Annotated in this window: 20 protein-coding genes; 9 read left to right on the top strand and 11 right to left on the bottom strand. The window is 59.0% G+C overall.

Annotated features, from left to right (window positions below):
- Positions 1-43: 43 nt before the first annotated feature.
- Entirely contained in the window at positions 44-2,950 is a 2,907-nt protein-coding gene (rapA, locus tag PVE98_RS16675) for an RNA polymerase-associated protein RapA (RefSeq protein WP_033749458.1), read from the top strand.
- 50 nt (positions 2,951-3,000) lie between these two features.
- On the top strand, positions 3,001-3,654 hold the full coding sequence (gene rluA, locus PVE98_RS16680; RefSeq protein WP_033749457.1) for a bifunctional tRNA pseudouridine(32) synthase/23S rRNA pseudouridine(746) synthase RluA: 654 nt from the start codon (positions 3,001-3,003) through the stop codon (positions 3,652-3,654).
- A gap of 13 nt (positions 3,655-3,667) precedes the next feature.
- On the opposite strand, the gene djlA is transcribed toward rluA, so the two are convergent.
- Positions 3,668-4,468 carry a co-chaperone DjlA gene (djlA, locus tag PVE98_RS16685; RefSeq protein ID WP_033749456.1) on the bottom strand — a complete coding sequence of 267 codons (801 nt, stop codon included), beginning with the start codon at positions 4,466-4,468 and terminating at the stop codon, positions 3,668-3,670.
- 182 nt (positions 4,469-4,650) lie between these two features.
- Between djlA and lptD the strand changes: the two genes are divergently transcribed.
- Genes lptD through apaH form a run of 6 tightly spaced genes read left to right on the top strand, consistent with a single transcriptional unit; the run spans position 4,651 to position 11,467 of the window.
- Positions 4,651-7,026, top strand: a complete 2,376-nt coding sequence (lptD, locus tag PVE98_RS16690; protein ID WP_096072559.1) for an LPS assembly protein LptD — start codon at positions 4,651-4,653, stop codon at positions 7,024-7,026.
- 55 nt (positions 7,027-7,081) lie between these two features.
- The gene (surA, locus tag PVE98_RS16695) at positions 7,082-8,377 is read left to right on the top strand and encodes a peptidylprolyl isomerase SurA (protein ID WP_033749453.1); all 1,296 of its coding nucleotides are present in this window, start codon (positions 7,082-7,084) and stop codon (positions 8,375-8,377) included.
- Positions 8,367-9,359 (top strand): 4-hydroxythreonine-4-phosphate dehydrogenase PdxA, encoded by a 993-nt coding sequence (pdxA, locus tag PVE98_RS16700; RefSeq protein WP_096072558.1) that lies wholly within the window; start codon positions 8,367-8,369, stop codon positions 9,357-9,359. The genes surA and pdxA overlap by 11 nt, the downstream gene beginning before the upstream one ends.
- Complete coding sequence (gene rsmA / locus PVE98_RS16705) at positions 9,352-10,173, top strand: 16S rRNA (adenine(1518)-N(6)/adenine(1519)-N(6))-dimethyltransferase RsmA (protein WP_096072557.1); 822 nt, start codon at positions 9,352-9,354, stop codon at positions 10,171-10,173. The genes pdxA and rsmA overlap by 8 nt, the downstream gene beginning before the upstream one ends.
- Before the next feature lie 3 nt (positions 10,174-10,176).
- Positions 10,177-10,554 carry a Co2+/Mg2+ efflux protein ApaG gene (apaG, locus tag PVE98_RS16710; protein ID WP_033749449.1) on the top strand — a complete coding sequence of 126 codons (378 nt, stop codon included), beginning with the start codon at positions 10,177-10,179 and terminating at the stop codon, positions 10,552-10,554.
- Positions 10,555-10,612: 58 nt separating this feature from the next.
- Positions 10,613-11,467: a bis(5'-nucleosyl)-tetraphosphatase (symmetrical) ApaH gene (gene apaH, locus PVE98_RS16715; protein ID WP_033749448.1), complete on the top strand. Its 855-nt coding sequence runs from the start codon at positions 10,613-10,615 to the stop codon at positions 11,465-11,467.
- Between the two features lie 220 nt (positions 11,468-11,687).
- Here apaH and folA read toward each other — a convergent pair whose 3' ends face one another.
- Positions 11,688-12,167 (bottom strand): type 3 dihydrofolate reductase, encoded by a 480-nt coding sequence (gene folA, locus PVE98_RS16720; RefSeq protein WP_096072556.1) that lies wholly within the window; start codon positions 12,165-12,167, stop codon positions 11,688-11,690.
- A gap of 263 nt (positions 12,168-12,430) precedes the next feature.
- Between folA and PVE98_RS16725 the strand changes: the two genes are divergently transcribed.
- A complete protein-coding gene (locus PVE98_RS16725) occupies positions 12,431-12,808 on the top strand; it encodes a DUF805 domain-containing protein (RefSeq protein WP_096073870.1) in 378 nt (125 codons plus the stop codon).
- Positions 12,809-12,847: 39 nt separating this feature from the next.
- On the opposite strand, the gene PVE98_RS16730 is transcribed toward PVE98_RS16725, so the two are convergent.
- The 9 genes from PVE98_RS16730 to ileS form a co-directional block, all read right to left on the bottom strand.
- Entirely contained in the window at positions 12,848-13,987 is a 1,140-nt protein-coding gene (locus PVE98_RS16730; protein ID WP_033749446.1) for a porin, read from the bottom strand.
- Between the two features lie 238 nt (positions 13,988-14,225).
- Positions 14,226-17,450 (bottom strand): carbamoyl-phosphate synthase large subunit, encoded by a 3,225-nt coding sequence (gene carB / locus PVE98_RS16735; RefSeq protein ID WP_033749444.1) that lies wholly within the window; start codon positions 17,448-17,450, stop codon positions 14,226-14,228.
- Positions 17,451-17,464: 14 nt separating this feature from the next.
- Positions 17,465-18,613: a glutamine-hydrolyzing carbamoyl-phosphate synthase small subunit gene (carA, locus tag PVE98_RS16740; RefSeq protein WP_096072555.1), complete on the bottom strand. Its 1,149-nt coding sequence runs from the start codon at positions 18,611-18,613 to the stop codon at positions 17,465-17,467.
- A gap of 170 nt (positions 18,614-18,783) precedes the next feature.
- Entirely contained in the window at positions 18,784-19,086 is a 303-nt protein-coding gene (locus tag PVE98_RS16745; RefSeq protein ID WP_127908367.1) for a hypothetical protein, read from the bottom strand.
- The gene (dapB, locus tag PVE98_RS16750; protein WP_096072554.1) at positions 19,083-19,898 is read right to left on the bottom strand and encodes a 4-hydroxy-tetrahydrodipicolinate reductase; all 816 of its coding nucleotides are present in this window, start codon (positions 19,896-19,898) and stop codon (positions 19,083-19,085) included. The genes PVE98_RS16745 and dapB overlap by 4 nt, the downstream gene beginning before the upstream one ends.
- Positions 19,899-20,112: 214 nt before the next feature.
- On the bottom strand, positions 20,113-21,066 hold the full coding sequence (gene ispH / locus PVE98_RS16755; RefSeq protein ID WP_033749438.1) for a 4-hydroxy-3-methylbut-2-enyl diphosphate reductase: 954 nt from the start codon (positions 21,064-21,066) through the stop codon (positions 20,113-20,115).
- Positions 21,047-21,517 (bottom strand): FKBP-type peptidyl-prolyl cis-trans isomerase, encoded by a 471-nt coding sequence (fkpB, locus tag PVE98_RS16760; RefSeq protein ID WP_033749437.1) that lies wholly within the window; start codon positions 21,515-21,517, stop codon positions 21,047-21,049. Before fkpB ends, ispH begins: the two co-directional genes overlap by 20 nt.
- Positions 21,518-21,520: 3 nt before the next feature.
- Positions 21,521-22,024, bottom strand: a complete 504-nt coding sequence (gene lspA, locus PVE98_RS16765; protein WP_033749436.1) for a signal peptidase II — start codon at positions 22,022-22,024, stop codon at positions 21,521-21,523.
- The gene (gene ileS / locus PVE98_RS16770; RefSeq protein ID WP_033749653.1) at positions 22,024-24,843 is read right to left on the bottom strand and encodes an isoleucine--tRNA ligase; all 2,820 of its coding nucleotides are present in this window, start codon (positions 24,841-24,843) and stop codon (positions 22,024-22,026) included. The genes lspA and ileS overlap by 1 nt, the downstream gene beginning before the upstream one ends.
- Positions 24,844-24,851 lie beyond the last annotated feature (8 nt).

The raw sequence follows: 24,851 nt of genomic DNA on the forward strand, positions 1-24,851 counted from the left end.
GAAACTTCACCAAAAACACCTTAAAAATTCGAGCTAGAAAAATATGGTTTTTACATTAGGTCAGCGCTGGATTAGTGATACGGAAAGTGAACTGGGGCTCGGAACGGTCGTGGCGGCGGACGCCCGCATGGTTACGCTGCTGTTTCCGGCGACGGGCGAAAACCGCCTGTATGCCCGTAACGACTCTCCGGTGACTCGCGTTATCTTTAATCCGGGCGATACGGTGACCAGCCACGAAGGCTGGCAGATGCGCGTCGATGAAGTACGCAACGAAAATGACCTGATGACCTATATCGGCACGCGTCTCGATACGGACGAAAGCGAGGTGGTGCTGCGTGAAGTGATGCTCGACAGCAAGCTGGTATTCAGCAAACCGCAGGATCGCCTGTTCGCTGGCCAGCTCGATCGTATGGATCGCTTCGCCCTGCGCTATCGCGCCCGCAAATATCAGAGCGCGCAGTATCGTCTGCCGGTAAGCGGTCTGCGCGGCATGCGCACCAACCTGATCCCACACCAGTTGCATATCGCCCACGACGTGGGCCGCCGCCATGCGCCGCGCGTGCTGCTGGCGGACGAAGTGGGCCTCGGCAAAACCATTGAAGCCGGCATGATCATCCAGCAGCAGCTGCTGGCCGGGCGCGCCGAGCGCGTGCTGATCATCGTGCCGGAAACCCTGCAGCACCAGTGGCTGGTCGAGATGCTGCGCCGCTTCAACCTCCACTTCTCGCTGTTCGACGACGACCGCTACGCTGAAGCGCAGCACGACAGCGACAACGCCTTCGAGACCGAACAGCTGATTATCTGCTCGCTCGATTTCGTGCGCCGCAACAAGCAGCGCCTTGAGTTGCTGGCAGAGGCCGAGTGGGATCTGATGGTGGTCGACGAAGCGCACCACCTCGCCTGGAGCGAAGGCGAGCCGAGCCGCGAATATGCGGTTATCGAACGGCTGGCGGAGCAGATCCCCGGCGTGCTGCTGCTGACCGCGACGCCGGAACAGCTGGGCATGGAGAGTCACTTCGCCCGTCTGCGTCTGCTCGATCCTAATCGCTTCCACGACTTCGCGCAGTTTGTCGAAGAGCAGCAGCACTTCCGTCCGGTCGCCGACGCGGTCTCCTCGCTGCTGGCCGACAAAGCGATCTCGCAGGAAGAGATGAACATCATCAACGATCTGGTGGGCGAGCAGGATATCGAGCCGCTGCTGCAGGTCGCTAACAGCGAACGCGACGGCAAACTCGACGCGCGCAAAGAGCTGATCGCCATGCTGATGGATCGCCACGGTACCAGCCGCGTGCTGTTCCGCAACACGCGCAACGGCGTGAAGGGCTTTCCGAAACGCGAACTGCATCAGATCCGCCTGCCGCTGCCAGCGCAGTATCAGACCGCCATCAAGGTCTCCGGTATTATGGGCGCGCGTAAAAGCGCGGAAGAGCGCGCGCGCGACCTGCTCTATCCCGAGCAAATTTATCAGGAGTTCGAAGGCGACAGCGGCACCTGGTGGAACTTCGATCCGCGCGTCGAGTGGCTGCTCGGCTACCTGACCAGCAACCGTAAAGAGAAAGTGCTGGTGATCTGCGCCAAGGCGGCCACTGCGCTGCAGCTGGAGCAGGTGCTGCGCGAGCGCGAAGGCATCCGCGCGGCGGTATTCCACGAGGGGCTGTCGATTATCGAACGCGACCGCGCCGCCGCCTGGTTCGCCTCGGAAGAGAACGGCGCGCAGGTGCTGCTCTGCTCCGAAATCGGTTCCGAAGGGCGCAACTTCCAGTTCGCCAGCCGTCTGGTGATGTTCGACCTGCCGTTTAACCCGGATCTGCTGGAGCAGCGTATCGGCCGTCTCGATCGCATCGGCCAGGCGCACGATATTCAGATCATGGTGCCCTGGCTGGAGAAAACCGCTCAGGCGGTGCTGCTGCGCTGGTATCACGAAGGGCTCGACGCCTTCGAGCACACCTGCCCGACCGGCCGCACCATTTACGACAGCGTGCATCAGCCGCTGATCGATTTCCTCGCCGCGCCGGAAAACAGCGAAGGCCTGGATGAATTTATCGCCGAGTGCCGCAAGCAGCACGAGTCGCTGAAGTCGCAGCTGGAACACGGTCGCGATCGCCTGCTGGAGCTCAACTCCAACGGCGGCGAGTCGGCGCAGGCGCTGGCGGCAGAGATCGCCGCACAGGACAACGACACCGAACTGGTGAACTTTGCGCTGAACCTGTTCGATATCGTCGGCATCAACCAGGAGGATCGCAGCGATAACCTGATCGTGCTGACACCGTCCGATCATATGCTGGTGCCCGATTTCCCCGGTCTGCCGGAAGATGGCTGCACCATCACCTTTAACCGTGACCAGGCGCTGTCGCGCGAAGATACCCAGTTCATCACCTGGGAGCATCCGCTAATCCGCAACGGCCTGGATTTGATCCTCTCCGGCGACACCGGCAGCTGCGCGCTGTCGCTGCTGAAAAACAAGGCGCTGCCGGTCGGCACGCTGCTGGTGGAGATGATCTACGTGGTCGAAGCGCAGGCGCCTAAGCATCTGCAGCTGACGCGCTTTCTGCCGCCGACGCCGATCCGTATGCTGCTGGATCGCAACGGCACCAACCTGGCGGGCAAGGTGGAGTTTGAAAGCTTCAACCGCCAGCTTAACGCGGTGAATCGCCATACCGGCAGCAAGCTGGTCAACGCGGTACAGCAGGATGTGCACGCGATTCTGGTGCAGGCGGAAGAGAAAGTGGTGCCGGAAGCGCAGGCGCTGATCGCCGCGGCGCGCGCCGAAGCGGATGAGAAGCTGGGCGCGGAGCTGTCGCGTCTTGAGGCGCTGAAAGCGGTCAACCCGAACATCCGCGAAGATGAGATCGAGGCGCTGGAGAGCAATCGTCAGCAGGTGCTGGAAAGCCTGAGTCAGGCCAACTGGCGTCTCGACGCGCTGCGCCTGATCGTGGTCACGCATCAGTAATCTTTGGGGCCATTTGGCCCCTTTTACTTTAGACAGAAAGCGAATACATCATGGAACCCTACAATCCGCCGCGCGAGCCCTGGCTGCACATCCTCTATCAGGATGCGCACATTATGGTGGTCAATAAGCCGAGCGGGCTGCTGTCGGTGCCTGGCCGTCTGGAAGAGCACAAAGACAGCGTAATGACGCGCATTCAGCGCGACTATCCGCAGGCGGAATCGGTACATCGCCTCGATATGGCCACCAGCGGCGTGCTGGCGGTCGCCTTAACCAAGGCGGCGGAGCGCGAGCTGAAGCGCCAGTTTCGCGAGCGCGAGCCGTCAAAAAGCTACGTGGCGCGTGTCTGGGGCCATCCAGCAGCGGAAAAAGGGGTCATCGATCTGCCGCTGATCTGCGACTGGCCGAACCGGCCGAAACAGAAAGTCTGCTTTGAAACCGGCAAAGCGGCGCAGACCGAGTATGAAGTGCTGGCCTATCTGGACGACAACAGCGCGCGCGTGGCGCTGAAGCCGATTACCGGCCGCTCGCACCAGCTGCGCGTGCACATGCTGGCGCTGGGCCATCCCATCCTGGGCGACGGCTTCTACGCCCATCCCGACGCGAAAGCCCGCGCACCGCGCCTGCTGCTGCATGCCGAATCGCTGACCATCACGCATCCGGCATTCGGCAACAGCATGACCTTCCGCCAGCCCGCCGATTTTTAAGCGGGCCAGCGCGCTACTTAAAGCCTTTCTCGCGGCGAATCAGATCGTAAGCCGCCTGAATCTCCTGCGCCTTCTGCTTCGCCATCTCCATCATCTCCGGCGGCAAGCCTTTCGCCACCAGCTTATCGGGATGATGCTCGCTCATCAGCTTGCGATAGGCGCGCTTAATGGTGGTGGCGTCGTCGCTGCTTTTCACCCCCAGCACGCTGCAGGCGTCCTCCAGCGTCGGCCCGCGCTGCGCCTGCTGATAGCCGCCTTGCCCGCCGCCGAACTGCTGGCCGCCCTCCATCATGCGCAGGAACTGATCGAACTGAATGCGCGAGATGCCGAGCTCTTCGGCGATCACATAAAGCACCTGACGCTCGTTCGGATGCAGCGAGCCGTCGGCGAAGGCGGCCTGAATCTGAATTTCCAGAAACATCCGAATCAGATCGAAGCGGCCGAAACAGGCGCTGCGCAGTTCGCGCAGTTTGCTGCGTAGCGGGTAGTCGCCCTGCTTGCCTTCACGGAAGGCGCGCTGCGCGGCGGTGCGCGCATCGCCGTGCAGCTGCATGCGATCCATTAATAAAGAAGCGATTTGAATATCGGCTTCGGTAACGCGCCCTTTCGATTTGGTAAGGTGGCCCATTACCTGAAAAGTGGTCTGAAAAAACAGCGTCTGGCGGGTTTGGTTATTCGCGAACCAGGCCTGACCTTTTGCGCCGCGAACCTTATCGATCAGATGGCCAATCGCCAGGCCGAACACAATGCCCCAAAAACCGGCGCCGGAAAGCAGCCCCAGCACCAGCCCAATAACTTTTCCCCAGTAGCGCATAAACTCCTCAATTCGCCATGCTTGCGGCTGAAAATTGCATTATCATACCTGTCATTTATCCCAGCGCCTAACGGCAACGCGGACAGACACGGATTAACACTGGCACAACGCCGGGCAGTACGTTAGTCTCTGAGCCGATTGTCGGCATGATGCCAGTTTTCATGGAATTCTCGATACCGCGTATGAATAAACGACTACCTACCCTGCTGGCCACCATGATTGGCGCAGCGATATCCAGTCAGTCTGCTCTGGCCGACGATCTTATGTCGCAGTGTATGCTGGGCGTGCCGAGCTATAACCGCCCGCTGGTCACTGGCCAGACGAACCAGCTGCCGGTCACGATTCATTCCGACGCGGCGAAGGGAAACTATCCGGACGACGCGGTATTCACCGGCAACGTGGATGTACAGCAGGGCAACAGCCGCCTGCAGTCGGATGAGATGCAGCTGCATCAGCGCCAGCAGGAAGGACAAACCACGCCGGTTCGCACCGTCGATGCGTTGGGTAATGTGCGCTATGACGACAATCAGGTCATCCTGAAAGGTCCGAAAGCCTGGTCGAATCTGAATACCAAAGATACCAACGTCTGGAACGGCAACTACCAGATGGTGGGTCGTCAGGGACGCGGCGACGCCGATCTGATGAAGCAGCGTGCCGATAACCGCTACACCATTCTGGAAAACGGCAGTTTCACCTCCTGTCTGCCCGGCTACAACAGCTGGAGCGTCGTAGGCTCGCAGGTTATCCAGGATCGCGAAGAAGAGGTGGCGGAGATCTGGAACGCCCGCTTTAAGCTGGGCGCGGTGCCGATCTTCTATAGCCCCTATCTGCAGCTGCCGATTGGCGATCGCCGCCGCTCCGGCTTCCTGATCCCGAACGCGAAATATGGCAGCAGCAAAGGATTCGAGTTTGTCCTGCCCTACTACTGGAACATCGCGCCGCAGGCGGACGCCACCATTACGCCGCACTACATGTCGAAGCGCGGCATGCAGCTGGAAAACGAATTCCGCTACCTGACGCAGTTCGGCGCCGGCCTGATGGAGTTTGACTACCTGCCGTCGGATGACCAGTACGATAAAGATAAAGCGGCGCGTAATATCGCGGAAGACAAGAGCAACGACCGCTGGCTCTTCTACTGGCGCCACGCCGGGGTCTACGACCAGCACTGGCGCTTCAACGCCGATTACACCAAAGTCAGCGATCCTTACTACTTTAACGATCTCGACTCGAAATATTACAACTCCACCGACGGCTATGCGACGCAGAAGTTCAGCTTCGGCTACGCCGATACCAACTGGGACGCCACGCTCTCCAGCCGCGACTTCCAGGTCTTCGGGGAAACCAATAAAAACGTTTATCGTGCGCAGCCGCAGCTCGATCTGAACTTCTACCAGAACGACATGGGTCCGTTTGACGGTCGCATTTACGCGCAGGCGGTGAAGTTCACCAACGTCAATAATGATTATCCAGAAGCGACTCGCCTGCACGTCGAGCCGACGCTGAACCTGCCGCTCTCCAACGGCTGGGCGAGCCTGGATACCGAAGCGAAGTTCCTTGCGACACACTATGAACAGGATTCGCTCGATTACTACAACGCCAACCTGGCGGGTGCGGCTAACAGCCAGAGTGGCCAGCTGAAAAGCACGGTGAACCGCACCATGCCGCAGTTCAAGGTCGACGGCCGTCTGGTATTCGACCGCGATATGGACTGGGCGCAAGGCTATACCCAAACGCTCGAGCCGCGCGTGCAGTATCTCTATATTCCATACCGCAACCAGAGCGATATCTATCCGTACGACTCGACGCTGCTGCAGACCGATTATACAGGCCTGTTCCGCGACCGCACCTATAGCGGCCTGGATCGCATCGCCTCGGCCAACGAGGTATCGACCGGCGTCACCACGCGTATTTATGATCAGGATCTGGTTGAACGTTTTAACGTTTCCGTGGGTCAAATCTACTCGTTTACCCCTGCGCGTACCGGCGTAAACCAGACCAACAAAGAGGATGACACCGGCAGCCTGATTTGGGCCGGCGACACCTACTGGAAAGTCAGCGATCGCTGGGGCGTGCGCGGCGGGTTGCAGTATGACACCCGTCTCGACAACGTCGCGCAGGGCAATACCGTGCTGGAGTATCGTCGCGACGCCGACCGCGTTCTGCAGCTGAGCTATCGCTACAGCAGCCCGGAATATGTGGCCAGCGCGCTGAACAACTCCGACCTGGTGAACAACCCGATCTACAAAAAGGGGATTTCACAGGTAGGCGGCACCGCCAGCTGGCCGATTGCGGACGCCTGGTCAGTGGTGGGCGCGTACTACTACGATACGCGCAACCAGAAACCGGCTTCGCAGCTGGTTGGCCTGCAGTACAGCTCCTGCTGCTACGCGATCCGCGTCGGTTACGAACGCAAGATCAACGGTTGGGAAAACAACGACAGTAAGTATGACAACCAAATCTCATTCAACATTGAGCTGCGTGGTTTGAGCTCCGGTTATGGCTTAGGCACCGACCAGATGCTGCGTCAGGGCATTATCCCTTACCAGCGCGCTTTCTGATGTTGCGATGTTTGACTGGTAATTCCCGCACTGCGGAAACAACTATGGAAAAAGTATGAAGAACTGGAGAATGCTGATTCTGGGTGTGGCGGTAGCCGCCAACACCGCGTTCGCAGCACCACAAGTGGTTGATAAAGTCGCTGCCGTTGTCAATAACGGCGTCGTTCTGGAGAGTGACGTAGACAATATGCTGCGCACCGTAAAGGCGCAGGCGCAGCAGGCCGGACAGCAGCTGCCGGACGACAAGACGTTGCGTCACCAGATCCTTGAACGTCAGATCATGGACAACATCATCCTGCAGATGGGCGAAAAAGCGGGGCTGCAGATCAGCGATCAGCAACTCGACCAGGCGATCGGCAATATCGCCGCGCAGAACCATATGAGCCTCGATCAGCTGCGTAGCCGCCTGGCCTACGACGGCGTTAACTATAGCGACTATCGCGGCCAGATCCGCAAAGAGATGCTGATCGCCGAAGTACGCAACAATGAAGTGCGTCGTCGCGTCACCATCCTGCCGCAGGAAGTCGATACGCTGGCTACTCAGGTCGGCGCGCAAAACGCTCAGGGCACCGAGCTGAACGTCAGCCAGATTCTGCTGCCGCTGCCGGAAAACCCGACGCAGCAGCAGGTCGACGATCAGGAAGCGCTGGCTAAGCAGCTGGTAGGCGAACTGAAAGGCGGCGCGGATTTCGGCAAGCTGGCCGTGACCTACTCCGCCGATCCGCAGGCGCTGAAAGGCGGCAATATGGGGTGGGGCAAAATTGAAGAGCTGCCGACCCTGTTCGCGCAGGCGCTCTCTTCTGCCAAAAAAGGCGATATCGTCGGCCCAATCCGTTCCGGCGTCGGCTTCCATATCCTGAAGGTCAACGATCTGCGCGGCGAGAGCAAAAACATCTCCGTCACCGAAGTGCACGCGCGCCATATCCTGATCAAACCGTCGCCGATCCTGACCGACGAGCAGGCGCGCGCGAAGCTGGAACAGATCGCCGCCGATATTCGCAGCGGTAAAACCAGTTTCGCGGCGGCAGCTAAACAGTTCTCTGACGATCCGGGCTCCGCTAACCAGGGCGGCGATCTGGGCTGGTCCTCGCCGGAAGCCTACGATCCGGCGTTCCGCGACGCCCTGCTGCAGCTGCAGAAAGGCCAGACCAGCCAGCCGGTTCACTCCTCTTTCGGCTGGCACCTGATTCAGCTGCTTGATACCCGTCAGGTCGATAAGACCGACGCGGCGCAGAAAGAGCGCGCCTATCGCCTGCTGTTCAACCGCAAGTTTGCCGAAGAAGCGCAAACCTGGATGCAGGAACAGCGCGCCAGCGCCTACGTGAAAATCCTGGACGGCAATGCCCAGTAATTATCGCGTCGTCATCACGCCCGGCGAACCCGCCGGGATTGGTCCCGATCTCGCCATTCAGCTGGCTCAGCAAAACTGGCCGGTTGAACTGGTGGTCTGCGCGTCGCCGCAACTGCTGTATGCGCGTGCCGCTCAGCTCGGCTTGCCGCTGACGCTGCGCGACTATCAGCCCGGCCTCGCGGCGCAGCCGCAGCAGGCCGGCTCGCTGACTATTCTGCCGATAGAGACCGCACAGCCGGTCACGCCGGGCGAACTCCAGCCGGCCAACAGCGCCTATGTGCTGGCGACCCTGGCGCGCGCCTGCGACGGCTGCCTCAACGGCGAATTCGCCGCGCTGATCACCGGTCCGGTGCATAAAGGCGTGATTAACGATGCCGGCATTCCTTTTACCGGCCATACCGAATTCTTCGCCGATCGCGCCGGCGGTCATCGCGTCGTGATGATGCTGGCGACCGAAGAGCTGCGCGTCGCGCTGGCGACTACGCATCTGCCGCTGAAAGATGTTTCTGCGGCCATTACCCACGCCAGCCTGCGCGAAGTGATTACCATCCTGCATCGCGATCTGCAGCAGAAATTCGCCATCCCACAGCCGCATATCTTTGTCTGCGGGCTTAATCCCCACGCGGGCGAAAGCGGCCACATAGGGCGCGAAGAGATCGATACGATTATTCCGGCGCTCGACTCGCTGCGCGAACAGGGCATTCAGCTTACCGGGCCGCTGCCGGCCGATACCCTTTTTCAGCCGAAATATCTGCAGCACGCCGATGCGGTACTGGCGATGTATCACGATCAGGGTTTGCCGGTGCTAAAATTTCAGGGGTTTGGCCGCGCGGTGAATATCACCCTCGGCCTGCCCTTTATCCGTACCTCCGTCGACCACGGCACTGCGCTGGAGCTAGCCGGTCTGGGCCAGGCGGAGCCGGGCAGCTTTATTACGGCGCTTAACCTCGCCATCACTATGATCAAGAGCAGTAATGAATAATCGCGTCCATCAGGGGCACTACGCCCGTAAACGTTTCGGGCAGAACTTTCTGAACGATCAGTACATTATCGATAGCATTGTCTCCGCCATTCATCCGCAGCGCAGCGAAGCGCTGGTGGAGATCGGCCCAGGCCTCGGCGCGCTGACCGAACCGGTCGGCGAGCGTCTCGACGCCTTAACGGTGGTCGAGTTGGACCGCGATCTGGCTGCGCGTCTGCAGACCCATCCGTTCCTCGGTCCGAAGCTGACGATCTATCAGCAGGATGCGATGACCTTCGATTTCGCCGCGCTGGCGAAAGAGAAAGGCCAGCCGCTGCGCGTCTTCGGCAACCTGCCTTACAATATTTCGACCCCGCTGATGTTTCACCTTTTCAGCTATACTGGTTCGATTAAAGATATGCACTTCATGCTGCAGAAAGAGGTGGTTAACCGCCTCGTCGCCGGGCCAGGCAGCAAAGCCTACGGCCGCCTCAGCGTGATGGCGCAATATTATTGTCAGGTTATCCCGGTGCTTGAAGTGCCGCCGCACTCTTTTACGCCGCCGCCTAAGGTGGATTCGGCAGTGGTGCGCCTGGTGCCGTTTACGGAGCCGCCGCATCCGGTCAGCGATATTCGCGTACTGAGCCGCATCACCACCGAAGCCTTCGGCAAGCGCCGCAAAACCCTGCGCAACAGCCTCGGCTATCTGTTCGCCGCCGGCGCGCTGGAGGAGCTGGGCATCGATGCAGGACTACGCGCGGAAAACGTGTCGGTGGCGCAATACTGTCAGTTAGCCAACTGGCTGGCGACCCACAACGTTGAACCGCTGGAGTAACGCATGAGTGAATCGGCCCGGATGTCTGTTCAGGTACAAAGTCTCTATATCGCTTCTCAATCCTCGCCGGAAGAGGAGCGCTTCGTCTTTGCCTATACCATTACCATCCGCAATCTGGGCCGAAACGCCGTGCAGCTGCTGGGCCGCTACTGGCTTATCACTAACGGCAACGGGCGCGAAACCGAAGTTCAGGGCGAAGGCGTGGTCGGCGAGCAGCCCGTGATTGCGCCCGGCAGCGAATTTCAGTACACCAGCGGCGCGGTTATCGAAACGCCGATGGGCACCATGCAGGGACACTATGTGATGCAGGATGAAGAGGGAGAAACCTTTCACATCGACATCCCGGTGTTCCGCCTCGCCGTAGAAACCCATATACACTGATCTTTTCACCCTTCGCCCGGCTCTGCCGGGCGCGGTTTTTTATTGCGGATAATTCTCTATGAGCACATATCTGATTGGCGACGTTCACGGTTGTTACGATGAGCTGCGCGCTCTGCTGGAGCAGGTCGACTTTTCGCCTGAGCAGGACAGGCTGTGGCTGACCGGCGATCTGGTCGCGCGCGGCCCGGGTTCGCTTGAGGTGCTGCGCTACGTAAAATCGCTCGGCGAGAGCGTCCGTATGGTGCTGGGCAATCACGATTTGCATCTGCTGGCGGTGTTCGCCGGCATCAGCCGCAACAAACCCAAGGATCGCCTGACGCCGCTGCTCGAAGCGGAGGACGCCGACGAGCTGCTTAACTGGCTGCGCCGTCAGCCGCTGTTGCAGGTCGATGAAGAGAAGAAACTGGTAATGGCGCATGCCGGCGTGACGCCGCAGTGGGATTTAGAGACGGCGCAGGCCTGCGCGCGCGAGCTGGAGGCGGTGCTCTCCAGCGACAGCTATCCACTGTTTCTGGACGCCATGTATGGCGATATGCCGAATAACTGGACGCCGGAGCTGAGCGGCCTGGCGCGCCTGCGCTTTTCCGCCAACGCCCTGACGCGCATGCGCTTCTGCTTCCCCAACGGCCAGCTCGATATGATCTGCAAAGAGGCGCCGGACTCCGCGCCGCCGCCGCTCAGGCCCTGGTTCACCATCCCCGGCAAGCTGCCTGACGACTACACGCAGGTTTTCGGCCACTGGGCCTCGCTGGAGGGCAAAGGCACGCCGCCCGGCGTGATCGGCCTGGATACCGGCTGCTGCTGGGGCGGCGTGCTGACGCTGCTGCACTGGGAAAGCCAGCGCTACTATACGCAGCCTTCCAGCCGTCAGTCGTCGACAACCGACAGCGTCCCGCCGCAGCAGTCCGCCTGAGAGAGGCGCAAAAGAAAACGCCTTGTCGGAAGACAAGGCGTGAAATAGTGCCGACGCGGTAGACCGGGCTCGATCGCAAAGTCGCTCAAGGCATCCATGCTCGCTCGGCCCGCGCCATCCATGCCGCGGGACGCTTTGCTCTCCGATCCCTGTCTACCACTTGCAAACGTTTTAATCATTTGCCAAATGCCCTTCAACAAGGCGTTTTGCTGATTAACGCTTAGCGGCGATCGAGGATTTCGAAGCAGTAGCTGTGGGAGTTCTGCTCGTCGGCGTCATGAAACTCGCTAAAGGTTGATTGCCATTCGTCCGGTTCGTAATCCGGGAACTGCGTGTCCCCTTCTACCTCGGCGTCGATATGGGTGAGATAGAGACGATCGGCGCGCTTCAGCATCTGTTCGTAGATCCGCCCGCCGCCAATCACCATTATCTCCGGCACGTCGCCGGCCACTTTAATCGCCTCGTCCAGCGAGGTCACCCAGGTCACCCCTTCCGTCGCGCCCGGCTGGCTGCTGACGACGATATTAAGGCGTCCCGGCAGCGGACGACCGATGGATTCAAAGGTCAGACGACCCATAATCACCGGCTTATTCAGGGTGTTACGTTTAAACCACGCCAAATCTGCAGGCAGATTCCACGGCATGGCACCTTCCATACCAATGACGCGATCTGCTGCTAATGCCGCGATCAGACTAATCATGTTAAGAGACTCACAGATAAAAAATTCGCGCCATCATACGTAAAGGCGAAACTTTCGTCGATAGCGGGAAGAGTGTAATTACGTAAAGGGCTTTTGCCACCGCATTTTTCTTACTCAGCAGAGTTTTACACCGCTTTTTTCCTGTGCGGCGCCCTAAGCCGCCAGATAAAATAGGTTACCTGGCACAAGGGCGGGAATAGCGCGTTTCACCTTGACCTGACGGGAACGCCTGCTCTGATTTGATTAAAAAAGGGACCAATAAAGTGAATCACTATCTGACGGTTTTAAAAATGTATGCGGTCGTCAACGGTCGCTGTCGTCGCAAAACGTTCTGGCTGTTTTTATTATTCAGCACGCTGATTTCTCTGGCCTGCAGCGCAGTCGATGAACTGCTCGGACTGAAGATTTTTTCTGATCAGGGGCTGCTTTCGTTCATCTACTCCGTCGCCGTCCTGATCCCCTCTGTCGCCGTCGGCGTACGCCGCCTGCACGATCTCGATCGCTCCGGCTGGTGGCTGCTGATTATGCTGATTCCGCTGCTGGGCACGCTGCTGCTGCTGATTTATTTCTGCCTGCGCGGCACGGTCGGTCCCAACCGATTTGGCCCCGATCCGCTGGATAAAGCCGCGATCGCCCCCTAAAAAAACGGCTCCCGAGGGAGCCGTTTTAGGTTTTGACGATTAGAAATCGTAGCGCAGACGCACCAGGTTCATATCGCCCAGGTTGTCGGTGCTGGAGGTAAAGACGTGTTCGTAGTCGACGCGGAAGCCGTAGTCGAGGAACAGCGTGACGCCCACGCCGTTGTCGATGCGCTGGTAGTTCCGGCCGTTAACATACTCCAGACGATCGCCCATTACGTAAGGCTGCACCGCTTTCAGACCGTACTGCTTGACCGGAATCTTGTAGCCGGCGAAGTATTCCAGGCCCCATGCGTCATCGGCAAAGTAGTCGTTGACGTTGCTGCGCTTGGTCAGCAGGAAGTTTTGATACCAGCCGCCGCCCGCAGAGAGCGTCCAGTTGCCCGGCTTCCAGCTTAATGCGGTGCCGTAGATATTCTGGTTGTAGTCGCCGCTGTCGCTATTGCCCGGATTACGCATCTCCGCGCGGGTATAGTTCCACGCCGTGCCCCAGGTCAGGTCGTCGGTAATATGGTAATCCACGCCCAGCGAACCGCCGCCTTTGCGCTTGTAGCGCAGGCCGTTGCCCGGCAGGTATTCGTTGTCGCTGAACAGATAAGAGGCGTAGAGGTCGACCGCGCCGAAGGTGTTTTTATACTTCAGCTGTTTGCGCGAACGGTAAGAGCCGTCGTAGTCGCCGTTGATGCCGTTGCCCGGCGCCTGGCCTTTCATGTCGTAATCCCAGATATCGGTCTTCGCGCCGACAACATCATAGAAGACGCTGTTCTGCTGGCCGAAATAGATCTCGCCCCAGGTTTTACTTTTCAGGCCGGTATAAAGCTGGCGACGCGTGGTGTCGTTAGCGCCGTCTTTATAGTGATTGTCCCAGTCAAATACGGCAGGAATATTAACGCCGACTTCGTAGTAGCTCGCCCAGCTAATATCGTCGAACAGATAATAGTCGGCGGCGAAACGGAAGCGGGTGCCGCCGTCAAAGCCATTACGCTTGTAAGATTTATCGTTGACGCCGGTCTGGTGTTCGAACTGCGGACGAATACTGCCGCCTACGGTGAAGTTCAGTCGGCTCAGCGGATCGCCCGCCTGCGGATCTTGTTTAAGCAGAGTAATTTCAGCCTGGCTGGCAAAAGGCGCAGCCGCCATTAACGCAGCAATAGCGCTCAGTGTGAAAGCACGCATTTTCATTTTTTTATAAATCCCTGATTGGCCCGGAAGAATAGGCGGCGAAATATTACGTTGAGCAGACAGGCTTTCGCTTTATAAATTTGTGCGGTTTTTACAGAAAATAGCAGCAATAGCATTGCGCGCTAAGCCTAAAGACAAATGCGCAAAACTTTAATCGTTTTTAGTTATTTATTATCAAAGCTGGCGATAAAAAAATAAAAAAAACGGCCCCGGAGGGCCGTTTAATTATGCACGGAAATTAACCGTTAATAAGCGCGTGCATTTCCTGTACGGAAATCACTTTTTCCGTCGGATCCGCATTCAACGACATCGCCGTGGCGAAACCGCCGTTCAGCGTGGTGTCGTAGTGCACTTTATATTGCAGCGCGCTGCGGCGAATAACGCGCGAATCCTCAATCGCCTGACGACCGGCAGTGGTGTTGACGATATAGGTATATTCACCGTTCTTCAGGCGATCCTGAATATGCGGACGACCTTCGTGCACCTTATTCACCAGACGCGGATTAATGCCCGCTTCACCCAGCACTACGGCGGTGCCGTGGGTGGCGTCCAGCTCAAAGCCGAACTTCAGCAGCTTGGCCGCCAGATCGACGATGCGCTTCTTATCGCCTTCGCGTACCGACAGCAGCGCGCGGCCGCTCTTCTTCATATTGCTCTGAGCGCCCAGCATCGCTTTCGAGAAGGCTTCGGCAAAGGTACGGCCCACGCCCATCACTTCACCGGTGGAGCGCATTTCCGGGCCGAGAATCGGATCCACGCCCTGGAATTTGTTGAACGGCAGCACCACCTCTTTCACCGAGTAGTACGGCGGGATCACCTCTTTAGTGACGCCCTGCTCGGCCAGCGTTTTGCCCGCCATCACGCGCGCCGCCACTTTCGCCAGCGGCACGCCGGTGGCTTTAGAGACGAACGGCACGGTGCGCGCCGCGCGCGGGTTGACCTCAATCAGGTAAACCTCGTTGTCCTTCACCGCGAACTGCACGTTCATCAGGCCGCGCACGTTGAGTTCGAACGCCAGGCGCTCGACCTGCTGACGCATCACGTTCTGAATTTCCTGGCTCAGCGTGTAGGCGGGCAGCGAACAGGCGGAGTCGCCTGAATGCACGCCTGCCTGCTCGATGTGCTCCATGATGCCGCCAATCAGCACCCGCTCGCCGTCGCAGATCGCGTCCACGTCCACTTCGACCGCGTCGTCCAGGAAGCGGTCCAGCAGCACCGGCGCGTCGTTGGAGACAGAGACGGCAGTCTGGAAGTAGCGCTTGAGGTCGATCTCGTCGTAGACGATCTCCATTGCGCGGCCGCCCAGCACATAAGAAGGACGCACCACCAGCGGATAGCCGAGGCTGGCCGCTTTCTCGACCGCCTGCTCCAGCGTAGTGACGGTGGCGTTAGCCGGCTGCTTCAGGTTCAGGCGATCGACCGCCTGCTGGAAGCGCTCGCGGTCTTCGGCGCGGTCAATCGCGTCCGGGCTGGTGCCGATAACCGGCACGCCCGCCGCTTCCAGCGCGCGCGCCAGCTTCAGCGGCGTCTGGCCGCCGTACTGCACGATCACGCCTTTCGGCTGCTCGATGCGCACGATCTCCAGCACGTCTTCCAGCGTGACCGGCTCGAAGTAGAGACGGTCAGAGGTGTCGTAGTCGGTAGAGACCGTTTCCGGGTTACAGTTCACCATGATGGTTTCGAAACCATCTTCGCGCAGCGCCAGCGCCGCGTGCACGCAGCAGTAGTCGAACTCAATGCCCTGCCCGATGCGGTTTGGTCCGCCGCCCAGCACCATAATCTTGTCGCGATCCTGATTCGGGTTCGCCTCGCACTCCTCTTCATAGGTGGAGTACATATAGGCGGTATCGGTCGCGAACTCGGCGGCGCAGGTATCGACGCGCTTATAGACCGGATGCAGGTTGTACTGCTGACGCAGCTTGCGGATCTCGCCTTCCGAGACGCCCGCCAGCGCCGCCAGACGCGCGTCGGCAAAGCCTTTGCGCTTCAGCACGCGCAGGAACGGCTGGCTCAGACCGTTGACGCCTTCGCGCGCCACCTGCTCTTCCAGACGTACCAGCTCTTCAATCTGCACCAGGAACCAGCGATCGATATTGGTCAGGTTAAAGACGCCGTCGACCGACATCCCGGCGCGGAACGCATCGGCGATATACCAGATACGCTCGGCGCCGGCATCTTTCAGCTCGCGGCGAATGCGGGTCAGCGCATCGGCGTCGTCAAGGTGCACTTTCGGGTCGAAGCCGTTAGCGCCCACTTCCAGGCCGCGCAGCGCTTTCTGCATCGACTCCTGGAAAGTGCGGCCAATCGCCATCACCTCGCCGACCGATTTCATCTGGGTGGTCAGACGGTCGTTCGCGCCGGCGAATTTCTCAAAGTTAAAGCGCGGGATCTTGGTGACGACATAGTCGATAGAGGGTTCGAACGACGCCGGAGTCAAACCGCCGGTGATGTCGTTCATCAGCTCGTCCAGCGTGAAGCCGACCGCCAGCTTGGCCGCCACTTTGGCGATCGGGAAGCCGGTCGCCTTAGAGGCGAGCGCCGAGGAGCGCGAGACGCGCGGGTTCATTTCGATCACGATCAGACGGCCGTCCTTCGGGTTAACCGAGAACTGGACGTTGGAGCCGCCTGTTTCCACGCCGATTTCACGCAGCACCGCCAGCGAGGCGTTACGCATGATCTGATACTCTTTATCGGTCAGCGTCTGCGCCGGCGCGACGGTGATGGAGTCGCCGGTGTGAATGCCCATGGCGTCGAAGTTTTCGATAGAGCAGACGATGATGCAGTTGTCGTTCTTGTCGCGCACCACCTCCATCTCATACTCTTTCCAGCCAATCAGCGACTCATCGATCAGCAGCTCGTTGGTCGGCGAGAGGTCGAGGCCGCGTTCGCAGATCTCTTCAAACTCTTCACGGTTGTAGGCGATACCGCCGCCGGTGCCGCCCATGGTGAACGAGGGGCGAATAATGCACGGGAAGCCGACATCTTCAGCCACGGCCAGCGCTTCTTCCATGGTATGGGCGATGCCTGAACGCGCCGTATCCAGTCCGATGCTTTTCATCGCCACGTCGAAACGACGGCGATCTTCTGCTTTGTCGATCGCATCAGCCGTGGCGCCAATCATGGTGACGCCGAACTCTTCCAGCACGCCCTGACGCTCCAGCTCCAGCGCGCAGTTCAGCGCGGTCTGGCCGCCCATGGTCGGCAGCACCGCATCCGGGCGCTCTTTTTCGATAATTTTGCGTACCACTTCCCAGTGAATCGGCTCGATATAGGTCGCATCGGCCATCTCCGGGTCGGTCATAATGGTCGCCGGGTTGGAGTTTACCAGAATGACGCGGTAGCCCTCTTCGCGCAGCGCCTTACACGCCTGCGCGCCAGAGTAGTCAAACTCACAGGCCTGGCCGATAACAATCGGGCCTGCGCCAAGGATCAGGATGGATTTTATATCTGTACGTTTCGGCATTTTCTGGCTCCTGATTACTTAGCTTTCGAACGGTAGGCTTCGATCAGCTCGATAAAGTGATCGAACAGCGGCGCAGCGTCGTGCGGGCCCGGACTCGCTTCCGGATGTCCCTGGAAGCTGAACGCCGGTTTATCGGTGCGGTGAATGCCCTGCACCGTTTTGTCGAACAGTGAAATGTGCGTCACGCGCAGGTTCGCCGGCAGGCTGGCGTCATCGACGGCAAAGCCGTGGTTTTGCGCGGTGATCATGACGCGGTTGTTGTCGAGATCCTGCACCGGATGGTTGCCGCCGTGGTGACCAAGCTTCATCTTCACCGTTTTCGCGCCGCTCGCCAGCGCCAGCAGCTGATGGCCGAGACAGATGCCGAACACCGGAACGTCCGTCTCGAGGAAAGCTTTGATCGCGCTGATAGCGTAATCGCACGGCTCCGGGTCGCCTGGTCCGTTAGAGAGGAAAATCCCGTCTGGGTTAAGCTTCAGCACCTCTTCGGCAGGCGTCTGCGCCGGCACCACCGTCAGGCGACAGCCGCGATCCACCAGCATGCGGAAAATATTGAATTTCACGCCGTAATCGTAGGCCACGACGTGATACGGCAGCGCTTCCGTGCTCTTCGCCTGCGGCAGGCCCTCGTTCAGCGTCCAGGAACCCTGCTGCCAGCTATAGGTCTCCGCCGTTGTGACTTCTTTCGCCAGATCCATCCCTTTCAGCCCCGGGAACGCCTGCGCTTTCTGCAGCGCCAGCGCCGCGTCGGGGTTGTCGCCCGCGATGATGCAGCCGTTTTGCGCCCCTTTTTCACGCAGCAGACGCGTCAGCTTGCGGGTGTCGATATCGGCGATGCCCACTACGTTATTGCGCTGCAGGTAAGCTGACAGGCTCTCTTCGCTGCGGAAATTGCTGACAATCAGCGGCAGGTCGCGAATGACCAGGCCTTGCGCGTGAATTTGCGTGGATTCCGCGTCAGCGGCGTTGACGCCGACATTGCCGATATGGGGGTAAGTGAGGGTGACGATCTGGCGGGAATAGGAGGGATCAGTGAGTATTTCTTGATAACCGGTCATTGACGTATTGAAAACGACCTCCCCCACTGCCGATCCCGTTGCCCCTATGGCCCGACCGTGGAATTGGGTTCCGTCTTCCAGAACCAAGAGCGCTGACTTAATCAAAACATCCTCCAGGGAATAAACAGTCACAATATTTGCATATTAATTCAAAATTTGGCCCTGAATCAAGGCAAAAACCGCCTGAGTGGTCGATTTTTGGCAAATTGCGCGCATTCTAATGATCGCACCCTGGCTTGTCTACCCTGAAGCGTGATTTTTTAGTGCTTTTCGAGTCACTGAAGGTAAAAACCAGGAATAAGTCGCAAAAAAGCGATATTAGCGGCGGGAATAAACGGTTGCCTGAGAGAAATAAAATAAAAGCGGGCCGTTGAGACCACTATTTTTGACCAAATGGTCAAAAGAGGTCTTTTTTTAATCTCATATACAGGTAAAACACAATATTTTAGAGCTTTTACAACAAATAGAAACCAAAGCCGGTATTTATATAAAAAATAAAGGGCGATAATAATATCACCCTTCTCAATCAATCTCTTACTGATTGAAATAACCACATCACGATGGTTCACAACATTCACAGCATCGATAAATCCAGCACGTCACGCATATCATAAAGGCCGGATTTCTCTTCTTTCAGCCACAATGCTGCCTTAACCGCGCCATTTGCGAAGGTCATGCGGCTTGAAGCCTTGTGGGTTATCTCAACGCGTTCGCCGATGTCTGCAAACATCGCCGTATGCTCGCCGACGATGTCGCCTGCACGCACCGTGGCGAAACCGATAGTCTGCGGCTTGCGCTCACCGGTATGCCCTTCGCGCGCGTAGACAGCATGATCCTTCAAATCCCAGTTCATGGCGTCGGCAATCGCTTCGCCCATCGCCAGCGCCGTGCCGGAAGGCGCGTCAACCTTATGGCGGTGGTGCGCTTCGACAATTTCGATATCGGCGTAGTCGCCCATCACCTTCGCCGCTTTTTCCAGCAGCTTGAGCACCAGATTCACGCCGACGCTAAAGTTAGCGGCGAAGACGATGCCGATATCGGCGGCGGCGGCCTGAATCGCCGCTTTGCCCGCGTCGTCGAAGCCGGTGGTGCCGATCACCATCGCCTTGTTGTATTCGCGGCAAAGCGCCAGATAGTGCAGCGTGCCTTCAGGGCGGGTGAAATCCACCAGCACGTCAAAGTCATCCATCACGCTGCGTAAATCGTCGACGATAATCACGCCGTTTTTTCCCAGCCCGGCCAGTTCGCCGGCGTCGCTGCCAGTCAGCGAGGATCCGGGACGCACCAGCGCGGCGCCCAGCTCGACGCCTTCAGCCTGCTGCGTCGCCTCAATCAGATTGCGCCCCATACGGCCTGAGGCGCCTACGATGGCAATGCGGTAATTACTCATATTTATTCATTCCTGATACAAAACTATGCATGCAAAGCGCAATCAGGTTAACGGTCGGTTAACAGACGCGCCACTACTAAACCGGGATAATTAGAATTTCAGGGTAGCGCTTACCGATTATCAGTAAAAGCAATTCCGCTGGCTGGAACTCAACCCTTTCGCCCATAAAAAAGGCCGACTGTCGTCGGCCTTTCAGCAAGCTGAGGGTGCAGGATTACTGCACGTTGCGCACTTCGACGCGCAGCTCTTTCGGCACTTCAAAAACAATGTTCTCTTCACGGCCAATCAGTTCGATGGCCGCTTCGCCACCCAGCTCGCGCAGGCGCTGGATCACCTGCTGCACCAGAATGTCGGGCGCCGATGCGCCAGCGGTTACGCCGATGCACGCAATGCCTTTTACCCACTCTTCCTGGATGTCGTCCGCGGAGTCGATCAGTTTCGCCAGCTTGCCGGCGCGCTGCGCCAGCTCCGCCAGCCGATTGGAGTTTGAGGAGTTTTTCGAACCGACCACCAGCACCACCTCCGCATCGCGCGCCAGCACGCGCACCGCTTCCTGCCGGTTGGTGGTGGCATAGCAGATATCGTCCTTACGCGGGCCGATAATTGCCGGAAAGCGCGCGCGCAGCGCATCGATCACGTCAGAAGTATCATCCACCGACAGCGTGGTCTGCGTCATAAAGCAGAGATTGCTCTCATCCTTTACCTGCAGCTTAAAGACATCTTCCGGCGACTCCACCAGATACATGCCGCCGTTCGGGTTGCTGTACTGGCCCATGGTGCCTTCGACTTCCGGATGCCCGGCATGGCCGATCAGGATCGCTTCCACCCCTTTACGGCTGGCGCGCGCCACCTCCATATGCACCTTGGTCACCAGCGGACAGGTGGCGTCGAACAGCATGGTCAGGCTGCGCGCTTTCGCTTCGGCGCGAACCGCCTGCGATACGCCGTGCGCCGAGAAAATCAGAATGGCGTTATCCGGCACTTCGCTGATCTCTTCGATAAAGATCGCGCCGCGTTCACGCAGGCTGTTCACCACGTAGCGGTTGTGCACCACTTCATGACGCACATAGATCGGCGCGCCGTACATCTCCAGCGCACGCTCGACAATGCTGATGGCGCGATCGACGCCGGCGCAGAAGCCGCGCGGGTTAGCCAGCAGGATTTGCATCGTTTGCCTCCAGTGCCGGATTGACTTCCAGCACGTCGATATCGAAGTGAACCTGATGACCGGCCAGCGGATGGTTGAAATCCACGGTGATAGAATCCCCGGAGATTTCGCGGATCACGCCGGGCATTTCGCTGCCGCCCATGCCGGTAAAGAGCATGATGGCGCCGATTTCCGGCTCGCCCGCATTAATAAAGTCGCGGCGCGAGAAGTACTGGATCAGATCCGGGCTGACGGCGCCGAACGCCGCTTCCGGCTCCAGCGTAAAGGCGTGCTTGTCGCCCGCCTTCAGTCCCAGCAGCTCCTGCTCCAGCGCGGCGGAAAGGCTGCCGTCGCCCAGGCGGAACAGCGCCGGTTTGCCGGACGCGGAGGTCGACTCCGCGACGGAGCCATCCTCAAGCTTCAGCGTGAAATGCAGCAGCACCGCGCTGTCGCGCTCTACAGAGACAGTCATGTCTTACCCTTGTTTTGCCTGTTTGCCGGCGGGGCTGAGAAAGCCCTCCAGCACCACTAACGCGGCGCCGATACAGATGCCGCAGTCAGCGATATTAAAGGTGGCGAAGTGCCAGTCACCGATATAGAAGTCGATAAAGTCGACAACGAATCCGTGATAAGCACGATCGAACAGGTTGCCCGCCGCGCCGCCGATAATCAGCGCGTAGGCGATATTAACGATTTTCTGGCTGGCGCGGCTGCGGTACATCATCACCAGCAGCGCCAACACGATAGCGATGGCGATGCCGGCGAAGAACCAGCGCTGCCAGCCGCCTTTATCCGCCAGGAAGCTGAACGCCGCGCCGTAGTTGTGCGCGTAGAACAGGTTGAGGAACGGCATCAGCGGCTGCGTTTCATGCAGCATCATGTTGTTCATCACCCACTGCTTGCTGGCGAAATCGACCAGGATCACCGCCAGCACCAGCCATACCCAGCGTAAGCCGGTTGAGAGAATAGGTTTACGCATCAGGCAAATTTACGCTCTTCGCCGTTGCCGGCCAGGTTGGTGTAACAGCGTCCGCACACGGCAAGATGCTCCGCGTTCTGGCCGACGTCCGTAGTGTAGTGCCAGCAGCGCGGGCATTTCTCGCCTTCCGCTTTATGCAGGGCGATTTTCAGACCTTTTACCAGCTCGCTCTGCTGCGCTTCTTCGCTCGCCAGCGCGTAATCCGCCACCGTCGCGCCTGAGGTCAGCAGCACAAAGCGCAGCTCATCGCCCAGCGCCTGCAGCTTCTCAGCCAGCGCCGCATCGGCATAGAGCGTCACCGTCGCTTCCAGCGCGCCGCCGATACGCTTGTCGCTGCGCGCCTGCTCGATAGCCTTGTTGACTTCGCCGCGCACCTTCAGCAGCTCCGCCCAGTAGGCGTCGTTCAGCGCCTCGTCCTGCGACAGACCAAACAGGCCGCTATACCACTCCTCGGTGAAGACGTACTGCGCGCGTTTGCCCGGCAGATAGCCCCAGATTTCGTCGGCGGTAAAGGACATGATCGGCGCCATCCAGCGCACCAGCGCCTCGGCGATATGCCACAGCGCGGTCTGGCAGCTGCGGCGCGCCAGGCTGTCGCCCTTCGCGGTGTACTGGCGATCCTTGATGATATCCAGATAGAACGAGCCCATCTCGACCGAGCAGAACTGCATCAGGCGCTGGATAACCTCATGGAAATCGTAGTTGTCGTACGACGCGACGATATCCGCCTGCGCCGCCTGCGCGCGGCCGACCGCCCAGCGATCCACCACCACCATCTCTTCCGGCGCCACCATATCGGTTTCCGGGTTGAAGCCGTTGAGGTTCGCCAGCAGGAAGCGCGCGGTGTTGCGGATGCGACGATAGGCGTCGGCAGAGCGTTTCAGGATCTCGTCAGAGACCGCCATCTCGCCGGAGTAGTCGGTAGAGGCGACCCACAGACGCAGAATATCCGCGCCCAGTTTGTTCATCACGTCCTGCGGTGAAACGGTGTTGCCGATCGACTTGGACATCTTGCGTCCCTGACCATCCACGGTAAAGCCGTGGGTCAGCACCTGACGATAAGGCGCTTTGCCCTTCATCGCGGTAGAGATCATCAGCGAAGACATAAACCAGCCGCGATGCTGGTCGGAGCCTTCCAGATACATATCGGCAGAGTGGCCGCCGAACTCCGGACGCGCGTCGACTACCGCATAGCTGGTAGAGCCGGAGTCGAACCAGACGTCCAGCGTGTCCGGCACCTTCACGTAGCTGTCGGCGTCGTCGCCCATCAGATCGCGCGGATCGAGATCCCACCACGCCTGAATGCCGTCCTGCTCGACGCGCTGCGCGACTTTCTCCATTAGCGCCAGCGTATCGGGATGCAGCTGCTCGGTCTCTTTATGCACGAACAGCGCCATCGGCACGCCCCAGGTGCGCTGACGAGAGATGCACCAGTCCGGGCGATTGGCCACCATCGCTTCGATACGCGCCTGGCCCCAGTCCGGGATCCACTGCACGCCTTTGATCTCTTTCAGCGACTGCGCGCGCAGCCCTTTCTGATCCATGCTGATGAACCACTGCGGCGTGGCGCGGAAGATGATCGGCGTTTTGTGACGCCAGCAGTGCGGGTAGCTGTGCAGCAGTTTTTCCACATGCAGCAGCGCGCCCTTCTCTTTCAGCAGCTCGACGATCACGTCGTTGGCTTTGAAGACGTTCAGGCCGTCGAGGGTCGGATAGGTGCCCGGCAGATAGGTGCCGTCCGGGCCAACCGGGTTCGCCACTTCGATGCCATATTTCTGCCCGATAACATAGTCGTCCGGACCGTGGCCCGGCGCGGTGTGCACGGCACCGGTACCGGCTTCGAGCGTAACGTGCTCGCCCAACACCACCGGCGACTGAATGTTCACCAGGAAAGGATGCTGGAAGGTCAGACGCTCCAGCGCCGCGCCTTTGCATTCGCCCAGCACGGTCCACTCGGCGACGCCAGCGCGCTTCAGCACGCTCTCGACCAGCTCTTTCGCAAGGATCAGAGCGCGACCATCGATCTGCACCAGCTGATAGTCGAACTCAGGGTGCAGCGAGATAGCGCGGTTGGCCGGCATGGTCCAGGGCGTCGTGGTCCAGATCACCAGCGAGATTGGGCCGTTGACCGGCGCGTCGCCGAACTGCGCGCGCACCGCGTCGCGGTCTACCGCGTTGAACATGACGTCGATAGAGGGCGAGGTTTTGTCATAGTATTCGACTTCCGCTTCCGCCAGCGCCGAGCGGCAGTCCAGACACCAGTGCACCGGCTTCGCGCCTTTGTGCAGATGACCATTACCGATGATTTTTCCCAGCGCGCGGATGATATTGGCTTCGGTCTGGAAGTTCATCGTCAGGTAGGGACGATCCCAGTCGCCCAGCACGCCGAGACGGATAAAGTCCGCCTTCTGCCCTTCCACCTGCTCGGCGGCATATTTGCGGCATGCTTCGCGGAATTCGGCCGGCGTGACTTTTTCGCCCGGCTTGCCGATCATCTGCTCGACCTTATGCTCGATCGGCAGACCGTGACAGTCCCAGCCCGGCACGTAAGGCGAGTCGAAGCCCGCCATGCCTTTCGACTTGACGATAATGTCTTTCAGAATCTTGTTAACTGAGTGACCAATATGGATGCTGCCGTTGGCATAGGGAGGGCCGTCATGCAGGATAAAGGTTTTTTTCCCTTTTTTGGCTTCGCGGATGATGCCGTACAGGTTGTCATCATACCAGCGCTGCAGCATTCCCGGCTCGCGTTTGGCAAGATCGCCACGCATCGGGAACCCCGTTTCGGGCAAATTCAGGGTAGATTTATAGTCACTCATCAGATTCT

It is taken from the genome of Pantoea sp. GABEPS69, from assembly GCF_045780835.1.
Lineage (GTDB): Bacteria > Pseudomonadota > Gammaproteobacteria > Enterobacterales > Enterobacteriaceae > Pantoea > Pantoea septica.

What these genes read in the sequence shown, in the direction of transcription:
- carB (WP_033749444.1), bottom strand. Translation starts at nt 17,450, where the DNA reads ATGCCGAAACGTACAGATATAAAATCCATCCTGATCCTTGGCGCAGGC.
- djlA (WP_033749456.1), bottom strand. Translation starts at nt 4,468, where the DNA reads ATGCGCTACTGGGGAAAAGTTATTGGGCTGGTGCTGGGGCTGCTTTCC.
- rsmA (WP_096072557.1), top strand. Translation starts at nt 9,352, where the DNA reads ATGAATAATCGCGTCCATCAGGGGCACTACGCCCGTAAACGTTTCGGG.
- ileS (WP_033749653.1), bottom strand. Translation starts at nt 24,843, where the DNA reads ATGAGTGACTATAAATCTACCCTGAATTTGCCCGAAACGGGGTTCCCG.
- rapA (WP_033749458.1), top strand. Translation starts at nt 44, where the DNA reads ATGGTTTTTACATTAGGTCAGCGCTGGATTAGTGATACGGAAAGTGAA.
- pdxA (WP_096072558.1), top strand. Translation starts at nt 8,367, where the DNA reads ATGCCCAGTAATTATCGCGTCGTCATCACGCCCGGCGAACCCGCCGGG.
- rluA (WP_033749457.1), top strand. Translation starts at nt 3,001, where the DNA reads ATGGAACCCTACAATCCGCCGCGCGAGCCCTGGCTGCACATCCTCTAT.
- fkpB (WP_033749437.1), bottom strand. Translation starts at nt 21,517, where the DNA reads ATGACTGTCTCTGTAGAGCGCGACAGCGCGGTGCTGCTGCATTTCACG.
- lspA (WP_033749436.1), bottom strand. Translation starts at nt 22,024, where the DNA reads ATGCGTAAACCTATTCTCTCAACCGGCTTACGCTGGGTATGGCTGGTG.
- apaH (WP_033749448.1), top strand. Translation starts at nt 10,613, where the DNA reads ATGAGCACATATCTGATTGGCGACGTTCACGGTTGTTACGATGAGCTG.
- lptD (WP_096072559.1), top strand. Translation starts at nt 4,651, where the DNA reads ATGAATAAACGACTACCTACCCTGCTGGCCACCATGATTGGCGCAGCG.
- surA (WP_033749453.1), top strand. Translation starts at nt 7,082, where the DNA reads ATGAAGAACTGGAGAATGCTGATTCTGGGTGTGGCGGTAGCCGCCAAC.
- dapB (WP_096072554.1), bottom strand. Translation starts at nt 19,898, where the DNA reads ATGAGTAATTACCGCATTGCCATCGTAGGCGCCTCAGGCCGTATGGGG.
- folA (WP_096072556.1), bottom strand. Translation starts at nt 12,167, where the DNA reads ATGATTAGTCTGATCGCGGCATTAGCAGCAGATCGCGTCATTGGTATG.
- apaG (WP_033749449.1), top strand. Translation starts at nt 10,177, where the DNA reads ATGAGTGAATCGGCCCGGATGTCTGTTCAGGTACAAAGTCTCTATATC.
- PVE98_RS16730 (WP_033749446.1), bottom strand. Translation starts at nt 13,987, where the DNA reads ATGAAAATGCGTGCTTTCACACTGAGCGCTATTGCTGCGTTAATGGCG.
- ispH (WP_033749438.1), bottom strand. Translation starts at nt 21,066, where the DNA reads ATGCAAATCCTGCTGGCTAACCCGCGCGGCTTCTGCGCCGGCGTCGAT.